5 protein-coding genes and 1 pseudogene are annotated in these 8,693 nt (G+C 75.1%); 3 read left to right on the top strand and 3 right to left on the bottom strand.

The window, feature by feature from the left end; translation table 11 throughout:
• A pseudogene (locus MLV88_RS12555) lies at positions 1–2,037 on the bottom strand (hypothetical protein); the annotation flags it as partial.
• Between the two features lie 175 nt (positions 2,038–2,212).
• On the opposite strand from MLV88_RS12555, the gene MLV88_RS12550 reads away from it, so the two are divergent.
• Entirely contained in the window at positions 2,213–2,947 is a 735-nt protein-coding gene (locus tag MLV88_RS12550; RefSeq protein ID WP_242340255.1) for an expansin EXLX1 family cellulose-binding protein, read from the top strand.
• A gap of 17 nt (positions 2,948–2,964) precedes the next feature.
• Here the strand turns inward: MLV88_RS12550 and MLV88_RS12545 are convergent, their stop codons facing one another.
• On the bottom strand, positions 2,965–3,873 hold the full coding sequence (locus tag MLV88_RS12545; protein WP_242340256.1) for a LysR family transcriptional regulator: 909 nt from the start codon (positions 3,871–3,873) through the stop codon (positions 2,965–2,967).
• A gap of 125 nt (positions 3,874–3,998) precedes the next feature.
• Here MLV88_RS12545 and MLV88_RS12540 point away from each other — a divergent pair, with 125 nt between their 5' ends.
• Both MLV88_RS12540 and MLV88_RS12535 read left to right on the top strand, forming a co-directional pair.
• Positions 3,999–4,550, top strand: coding sequence for a carboxymuconolactone decarboxylase family protein (locus tag MLV88_RS12540; protein WP_242340257.1), 552 nt, complete (start codon positions 3,999–4,001; stop codon positions 4,548–4,550).
• Positions 4,551–4,613: 63 nt separating this feature from the next.
• Entirely contained in the window at positions 4,614–5,225 is a 612-nt protein-coding gene (locus MLV88_RS12535) for a pyridoxamine 5'-phosphate oxidase family protein (RefSeq protein ID WP_242340258.1), read from the top strand.
• Positions 5,226–5,287: 62 nt separating this feature from the next.
• Here MLV88_RS12535 and MLV88_RS12530 read toward each other — a convergent pair whose 3' ends face one another.
• Positions 5,288–8,506 carry an MXAN_5808 family serine peptidase gene (locus tag MLV88_RS12530; protein ID WP_242340259.1) on the bottom strand — a complete coding sequence of 1,073 codons (3,219 nt, stop codon included), beginning with the start codon at positions 8,504–8,506 and terminating at the stop codon, positions 5,288–5,290.
• Positions 8,507–8,693: the final 187 nt, after the last annotated feature.

The following is an 8,693-nucleotide window of genomic DNA, read 5'->3' as shown; positions in this document are numbered from 1 at the left end:
CCCCTCGAGCGCCGGGCGGCAGCGCTCGTCGGAGGCGAGCGCGGCGGCGAGGCGGCTGCGGGCGTCGGCGGCGCGGCCGAGCTCGAGCGCCGCCTGGCCGGCGCCGGCGAGCACGAGGGCGCGCTCCGGCCCCGGCGACGCGAGCGGCGCGAGGCGGTCGAGCGCGGCGAGGACGCCCTCGTGCCGCCCGAGCGTCCCGTGGAGCGCGGCGAGCCGGCGGAGGAGCTCGGCGCGGTCGGGCGCGAGCGCGGCGGCGGCCTCGAGGTGGGCGACGGCCGCGGCGGGATCGGCGAGGCGCCGCTCGGCGACGTCCGCGAGCGCGAGCCGCGTGCGGACGAGCAGCTCGGCCGCGCCCGGCGCGCCGGGCGGGAGCGCGGCGACGACGGCGGCGTGGTGCTCGGAGGCCTCCGCCCACTGGCCGGCGGCCTCCGCGGCGCGGGCCGCGCGGGCGTGCGCGTCGGGCGAGGGGGCGAGCTCGCAGACCTCGCGGAAGCGCAGGAGCGCGTTCTCGGGGTGCTGGAGCCGCTCCTCCCAGAGGACCCCGGCCTCCGTCGCCGCGGCCGCGGCCGCGGCCCGATCGCCGCGCGCGAGCTCGGCCGCGCAGAGCCGCTCGAGGACGCGCACCGCGCGCAGCGGCTCGCCCGCGGCGCTGCACGCGCGCGCGAGCGCGCCGAGCGCGCCGGGATCCTCGGGCGCGAGCCGGAGCGCCTGGTCGAGGTGGAGGCGCGCGGCGGGCGGGTCCGCCTCGAGGAGCAGCGCGCCGAGCTCGGCGTGAGCGCGCGCCTTCTCCGCCGCGTCGGGATCGTGCGCGACGAGCCGGCGGAGCGCGTGGAGGAGCCCCTCGCGGTCCCCCGCGGCGAGGGCCAGCGCGCGGAGGGCGCGGAGCGCCGGGACGTGATCGCGCCGGACGGAGAGGGCGAGCTCGGCGGCGCGCAGCGCGTCCTCGCGCGCCGCGCCGGGCAGGGCGAGGGCGACCTCCGCGGCGGCGAGCGCCGAGAACGTCTCGCCCCGCGCGGCCGCGCCGGTGGCGAGGGCGGCGAGCGCGCGGGCGGCCTTCTCGGGCTCGCCGCGGGCGAGCCGGATCGACGCCTCGGCGGCGAGCGCCGGCAAGAACCCCGGGCGCCGCGCGAGCCACTCGGCGGCGAGATCGAGCGCCTCGTCGTGGAAGCGGTCCTCCGCGGCGAGGAGCGAGAGGAGCCGCTCGGCGGCGAAGGGGTGCGCGCTCGCGGCGGAGCCGGCGGCGAGGTACCGCTCCCGTGCGCCCGCTGCGTCGCCGGCGGCGAGCCGCGCCTCCGCCTCGCGGAAGGTCCGCGCGCCCTCCTCGGCCGCGAGGAGCTCGGGCTCGGGCGAGACCGCCGCCGGGCCGGCCGCCCCGCGGCTCCAGGCGAGCCGGACGGCCCCCTCGATGATCTCCGCGCGCGAGAGCGGGACGCCCGCCGCGCGCGGCAGCTTCCAGCCACGCGGCGCGAGGACGCGCCGCAGGAGGACCGGGAGCGGATCGCGCAGCACGGCCTCCCCGCCGACCGCATCGAGCACGCCGCGGGCGAGGTGGGGGAGCATCGCGGGCGGGATCGGCGCCGGGCCGTAGACGCGCGGGGAGTGGAACACGAGCGCGGCGCCCTGCGCGCCTGCGGGGACGAGCCCGGCGAGGAGCGTGAAGGGAGGTCCGCCCGAGAGCCGCGCCGCGATCTCCGCCGCCCCGGGGCGGAGCGCGATGCGCACGTCCTCGACGCCGAACGCGGCGAGGCTGGCCGACGCGAGCGCCGCCTCGGCGACGCCGGGCTCGATCGCGATGGAGAGCTCGAAGAGGTCGGAGAGCCGGTGGCGGAACTGGCCCGAGCCCTTGCCGACGTCGAACGGGAAGCGGACGTCGGGGACCTCGAGGGTGAGCGCCTCGAGCCGCACGCCGGGCGAGATGGGCTGATCGGCGAGCCGGACGAACGCGCCGCCGCGCTCGAGGCGGAGCTCGAACCCCGCCCCGCTCCTCGTCCCGGGGGCGGAGGATGGGGCGGAGGCGTCTTTTCTCACCTCCGCCATGTGCCGAATTCTAGCGGAGGGGCGAGGGGTTGGGAAAATCCGGCCCGCCCGACCCGGGCGCCGGCCGCTCCCGCCGCTCCGCGATGTGCGCCCGGGGCGCACATCCGGTTTCACGGTTCGTTCACCCCGCGCCGGGGTTGCGCGCGAGGTCACCCCGCAGCAAACACCGAAGCCCATGCGCCCATGCTCCCGGATCACCGCGTCCCTGCTCGTCTTCGCGCTCTCCGCCTGCGGAGGTGGCGGCAAGGACGGCGGCGACCCGGGAGGCGGGGGAGGACCGGCCCTCTGTCCCGCGGGCCCGGAGAAGACCGGCAGCGCCACCTCCTACGACGCCTCGGGCGTGGGGGCGTGCGGGTGGGATCCGGCGCCGGCCCTCGCCGTGGCGGTCTCGCCCGTGGTGTTCGCCGCCTCGGCGGCGTGCGGGACCTGCCTCGAGATCACCGGGCCGCTGGGGAAGGCGACCGCGGTGGTGGTGGACTCCTGTCCCTCCTGCGCCGACGCCGCGCTCGATCTCGGCGCAGCGACGTTCGCGCGGGTCGCGGATCCCGCTGCCGGCCGCGTGGACGTGACCTGGCGCACCGTGCCCTGTCCGGTGGACGGCCCGATCCGCTACCGGTTCAGCCCCGCCTCGAACGCGTGGTGGTTCGGGATCGTGCCGATGGATCACCGCCACCCCATCGCCGCCCTCGAGGCGCGGGGCGCGGGCGACGCGACCTTCCGCACCCTGGAGCGGAGCGGCACGAACCTGTTCGTGGGCGCCGGGGTCCAGATCGCCGGGCCGCTCGCGATCCGGGCGACCGACGTGCACGGCCACGTGCTCGTGGACGAGAACGTCCCGTTCGCGCCGCCGCTCGACCCGGCGGCGCAGCTCGTCAGCGGGGCGGCGAACTTCCCCGAGACCTGTCCGTGACAGGGTGCCGGCGAGGTTCAGGCGGCGAGCGCGCCGAGCTTCTCGCGCAGCGCCTCCACGGCCCGGTCCACGAAGGCACGCACGAGCGGGGTCACGAACCGGCCCGCCGGGATCACCACCTGGACCGGCACGGGCGGCGGCTCGTACGGTTCCAGGATCCGCCGCAGCCGGCCGGCGCGGACGTGCGAGTCCACCATGTACGAGAGCACGCACGTCGGGCCGAGCCCGGCGACGGCCGCGTCGATGGCGGCCTCGGCCGTGTTCACCACGAGGCGAGGGGACACGGCCACGGCGAAGCTCCGGCCCCCGCGCCCGAACGTCCAGCGATGGGGGGCCGGCGTCACCGAGGTGCAGGCGACGCACGCGTGGCTCGCGAGCGCCTGCGGCGAGCGTGGCGTCCCGTTCGCCTCGAGATACCCGGGGCTCGCGTAGACCGCGCGCCGCACCTCGCCCGCGCGGAGGGCCTTCAGGGACGAGTCGGGCAGCCGGCCGAGGCGCACCGCCACGTCGAGCCCCTCGTCCACGAGCGACACCACGCGGTCGAGCAGGAGGAGCTCCACGCTCGCCGACGGGTGATCGCGCAGGAACGCCTGCACGATCGGGAGCACGTGCAGCCGCCCGAACACGACCGACGCGGTCACGCCCAGCCGCCCGCGCGGCTCCTGCCGCTCCGCCGCGGCGGCGCCCTCCAGCTCCTCGAACCCGGCGAGCGCGCGCCGCGCCGCCTCGAGCGTGCGCGCGCCCACGTCCGTGAGCGCGACCGAGCGCGTGGTGCGGTTGAGCAGCCGCGCTCCGAGCCGCTCCTCGAGCGCGGCCACCGCCCGCGTGACGGCGGCGGGCGACCGCCCCAGTCGCCGGGCCGCCGCGGCGAAGCTCCGTCCCTCTGCCACCGCGGCGAACGTCGCCCAGGCGTCGATCCGGTCCATGCGTCATTCCCCCGAGCGCAAGAGTGTCCTGCGACAGCGTCCATTGTTCCGGCGGGCTCGCGGCCGCAACTCCATGGGCACCCACGCGCCGCACCTCGTGCGGCCTCACCCCACCAGGAGACGCCATGTCCCGCATTCCCCCCGTCGATCCCTCCACCGCCGAAGGCCGTGCCCGCGAGCTGCTCGAAGGCGTGCAGCGGAGCCTGGGCGCGACCCCGAACCTCTACCGCGTGATCGCCCAGTCGCCCGCGGCGCTCGAGGGCGTGCTCGGCCTCGCGGGCGCGCTCGCGCGAGGACGCATCCGTGCGCGGCTGCGCGAGCAGATCGCGCTCACCGTCTCTGAGGCGAACGGGTGCGAGTACTGCCTCTCGGCCCACAGCGCGCTGGGGGCGGGGCTCGGGCTCCCGCCCGCAGAGCTCGAGCGCGCGCGGCAGGGGCGCGCCTCGAACCCGCGCGACGAGGCGGCGCTGCGGTTCGTCGGACGCGTCATCGAGCGGCGCGGCCGCGTCGACGACGCCGATCTCGCGGAGGCTCGCACCGCCGGCCTCGACGACGGGCAGCTCGTCGAGCTCGTCGCGAACGCGGCGCTGACCGTGTTCACGAACTATCTGAACGAGGTCGCCGGGACCGAGATCGACTTCCCCGTCGTGCACGCGAGCGGGGCGAAGGCCGCGTGACCGAACCCTGGGGTCCGGACGGGAGACCGGCCGGACCCCACCTCACCCGCAAGGAGCCGCGAGATGCACCGCCCCTCGAGCGACGTCGCGTTCACGCCGGCCGTCAAGGCGGTCCAGGCCCGCAGGGGATCGCGGGAGGCCTACGCGCGCCTGGAGCGCCGCGGAGGCTTCGGGACGGAGCTCGACGACGAGCTCGCCCGGTTCGTCGCGGAGCGCGACAGCGTCTACCTCGCGACGGCGAGCGCGGCGGGTCAGCCGTACGTGCAGCACCGCGGCGGTCCGAGGGGCTTCCTCCGCGTGCTCGACCCGCACACGATCGCCTGGGCCGACTTCCGGGGAAACCGGCAGTACGTCACGACGGGGAACCTCGCCGAGAACGACCGGGCGTTCCTCTTCCTCATGGACTACGAGACCCGGACGCGGGTGAAGATCTGGGGACGCGCCCGGGTGGTCGAGGACGATCCCGCGCTCGTCGCGCGCCTCATGCCCGAGGGTTACCGTGCCACGCCCGAGCAGGCGGTCCTGTTCACGGTGGAGGCCTGGGACGTGAACTGCCCGCAGCACATCCCGCGGAAGCTCGACGCCGCCGAGGTGGAGGCCGCGCTCGCGCGGCTGCAGGAGCGGGTGGCGGCGCTCGAGGCGGAGAACGAGCGGCTGCGGGCCGCCGCGGGCTGATGCACGAAGGGCCGCGCGTCGCCGCGCGGCCCTCCGCTCCCACCACCCGCCAGCAGCTCCGTCTACTGGGCCTGCCTCGTCTTCTGCGTGCCGTCCGTCGCCACCTCGGCGGCCGGGCGCCGGTAGACGACGATGCTCCTGCGGCTCTGGAACTCGTCGTCCTCCCGCGCGAACACCGTGACCACGTTGTTGCCGGTCTCGAGCGGGATGTCCGCCGTGAAGTCGAGCTTCGCGGCGGCCGTGCTCTCCGGGAGCACCTTGAAGAACACCTTCTGCTCGTTCACGAACACGAACACGTCGCGCAGGCGGGCGTCCGGATCGGACGAGGGCGGCACGAGCGCCGTGCCCTGCAGCTTCCAGTGATCCCCCTCCACCACCGGCGCGCCCTTCTGCGGATCGGGGACGAGCGCGATGCGCGGCGGCTCGCGCTGCCACGCGGCGGCGACGACGCCGGAGCGCGGGCCGCGCGCGGCGCGCACCTCGGAGTCGGGGACGAAGGCGAACCGGCCCTTCTGCCACTCGACCCGGTAGAACTCGCCGATCTTCGCGTCCACCGGGATCACCGCGCCGCGCTTGGCGGTCGCGATGGCCGGCGACGACGCGCTCGCGCCGGAGCGGAGCGTCGCCTCGGCGGCCTCGACCCGGACCGAGCCGGACGCCGCCGTGCGCGCCTGCTCGTCCTTCGCGACGGGCCAGTCGAGCTTCTCGGAGACGTACTCCTCCATCTTCTCGTCCACGATCATCACGCGGAGCGGGAGCGTGTCGCTCTTCGAGCCGCGCCGCAGCTCGACCTCCATGCGCGCGGACTTCGTCTCCCCGGGCTTGAGCGCGCCGAGCGCCTCGCGCCCCTTCTTGATGAAGACCTTGTCGTCGCCGAGGTTCTTGAGCGAGACCCAGGTCTTGTCGCCCGCCGCGCCGGTGCCGGCGTTGCGGACGTCCACCCGGACGTCGAACGTCTCGCCGCGCTGCGCGAGGCCGTCGCCGTTGCCGCCCTGGCGGTCCTCGATCTGCACGCTGAACGCGAACACGGGCTTCGGCACCTCGACCACCCCGAGGCTCGTCGCCAGGTCGGCCGGGGCGTGGCCGCCCTCGTCCTCGAAGTGCAGCGAGATCTCGTCCCGCCGGCTGTCCATGCCCTTCGGCAGCCGCAGCGGCACCGTCCAGCTGCGCCGCTCGCCCGGCGGCACGTTGCCGAACACGAACTCGCGCCGGTCGAGGAGCGGGTTCTTCTCGGCGGTGCTCCAGGCGCGGAGGCGCCGGAACGGCGCGTCGCCCTTGTTCTCGACGGTCACCGTCCACGGCACCGTGTCGCCGGCGCGGTGATCCTTGCCCGGCGCCGGGGTGAGCGTGACGGCGGCGCGCGCCGCCCCGCGGCCCTGCGTCGGCGCGGCCGGCGCCCAGTCGACGCCCAGCTCCTGGAGCCGCTTCTCGAGCCGCGTCTCCTCCTGCGCCTGGCGCTCGGCGACGAGCGCCTTCGCGGCCTCCATGAGGCGCGCGCGATCCGGCAGCGGCGAGCGCTTCAGGAGCTCGCGGCCGAACCGGATCTGGTAGTCCTCGACGAGCCGGTCGGGATCGGCCTCCGCCTCCTCGTCCTCGATCTGCTCGGGCGTCAGCTGCTGCTCGATGCCCTCGTCGTGGGCCTCCGCGGCCTGCGCGGCGACGTCGCGCTTCAGCGCCTTCGCGACCTGGTCCTCCTTCTCGTCGAGGAGGTAGCGCAGCTCGAGGGGCGCCTTCTCGACCCGCTTCTTCTTGGCCTCGGCCTTCGCGACCTCGGCGGGCGAGGAGTCGGCGGGGTTCATGAGGTGACGGTCGAGGTCCACCTCGCCCATCGAGCGCGGCGGCGCGAAGAAGTTCACCTGCTCCTTCAGCGCGCGGCCGGGGAGGAGCATGACGTCCGGCGTGATGCCGACCTCCTGGATCGACACGTCACCGGGGGTGAGGTACTGCGCGATGGTCAGCTTGAGCGCGGACTGCTCGCCCGAGCCGGTGGGATCGTTCAGGTCGTCGAGGACCTGCACCGACCCCTTGCCGAACGTCTGGCGCCCGATGACCAGCGCGCGGCCGTTGTTCTTGAGCGCGCCCGCGACGATCTCGCTCGCCGAGGCCGAGCTGTTGTTCACGATGACGACGAGGGGCAGGCTCGTGAGGTCGCTCGTCTCCCCGCTCGCCTCCTTCACCTCGTGGATCCGCTGGCGGTCGCCGCCGCCGACCGTCTTCACGATGACGCCCTGGGAGAGGAACAGGTCCGAGACCTGGATCGCCTGCTCGAGCAGGCCGCCCGGGTTCCCGCGCAGGTCGAGCACGAGGCCCTCGAGCTTGCCGCCCGCCTGGGCGCGCTGCTGCTGGAGGGCGGTGAGGAGGTCGCGCGTCGTGTTGGCCGAGAACTGGGACAGGCGGACGTAGCCGATGTTGCCGTCGAGCAGCTTCGCCTGGGCGACCGTCTCGACGTTGATGACCTCGCGCAGCAGGGAGAGCTTGCGGGCGTCCGTGCCCTTGCGCTGGACCGTGATCGAGATCTTCGTCTGCGGCTTGCCGCGCAGCCGGTCGACGGCGTCCTGCAGGTCCATGTTGACCGTGGACTGCTCCTCGATGCGGGCGATGACGTCGCGCGCCTTGATGCCTGCCCGCTGCGCCGGGGTGTTCTTGAGCACCTTCACGACGGTGAGGTTCCCGTCGCGCATGGCGATGACGAAGCCGAGCCCGCCGAACTCGCCGCGGGTCTGGAGCTTCATCTCCTTGAAGTACTTGGGCTCGAGCAGGTTCGTGTGCGGGTCGAGCGTGGAGAGCAGCCCGTTCACCGCCGCGTACTCGATCTCCTTCAGCTCCTTGTGCGCGACGAGGTGCTCCTGGATGAACCCCATCGCCTCGCCGAGCGCGGTGCGGACCTTCCAGATGGAGTCCACGCCGGTGAGGTCGAGCTCGCGCTGCGCCGCGCCCACCGTGAGCGTGAGCTTCGGCGACTTCGCGTCGCCCTGGACCATCACCTCGGCGACCGTCCGCTCCACGCTCTCGAGCGAGGACACGACCATCTGCTTCGGGTCGAAGCGCGAGGGATCGACGTAGTTGTCCTTCACCGCGAGGATCACCTGCGACAGGATCGGGAGGCGATCGAGGCGGTACTCGCCGGCGCCGTCCGCCTTCGCGTGCGCGGGGACGGCGCCGCGATACGCCACGGCCGCCGGCGGGACCTCGGGCTCCGCTCGTACGAAGCGGACGGTGACGCCGAGCGCGAGGGCGGCCGTGGCCGCGAGGGTGGTGAGCAGCCGGAAGGGGCGGATCATTCGGGGGCGCCTGGGCGTGGGAGGTCTTTGAGCGGGCAAGCGAGAAAACCTACGTATCGTCCGAGGATAGGGTGGGGGGTAGGGGTCCGCAAGCAGAACGGTGACCCCCCGCCGCCAGGGGACAGAACGTCTCGGGGTGGTTTTCATGCCCGCACCCACACCCGGGTTCGGGGTCGCAGGCGAGCGG

Origin of the sequence: Anaeromyxobacter soli, from assembly GCF_022808855.1 — a bacterium.
Lineage (GTDB): Bacteria > Myxococcota > Myxococcia > Myxococcales > Anaeromyxobacteraceae > Anaeromyxobacter > Anaeromyxobacter soli.
This window is presented reverse-complemented; position numbering and strand designations above follow the sequence as displayed.

Bases quoted from the DNA above. Each gene is read 5' to 3' on its own strand.
- MLV88_RS12545 (WP_242340256.1), bottom strand. From the start codon at position 3,873: ATGGACCGGATCGACGCCTGGGCGACGTTCGCCGCGGTGGCAGAGGGA.
- MLV88_RS12550 (WP_242340255.1), top strand. From the start codon at position 2,213: ATGCGCCCATGCTCCCGGATCACCGCGTCCCTGCTCGTCTTCGCGCTC.
- MLV88_RS12540 (WP_242340257.1), top strand. From the start codon at position 3,999: ATGTCCCGCATTCCCCCCGTCGATCCCTCCACCGCCGAAGGCCGTGCC.
- MLV88_RS12535 (WP_242340258.1), top strand. From the start codon at position 4,614: ATGCACCGCCCCTCGAGCGACGTCGCGTTCACGCCGGCCGTCAAGGCG.
- MLV88_RS12530 (WP_242340259.1), bottom strand. From the start codon at position 8,506: ATGATCCGCCCCTTCCGGCTGCTCACCACCCTCGCGGCCACGGCCGCC.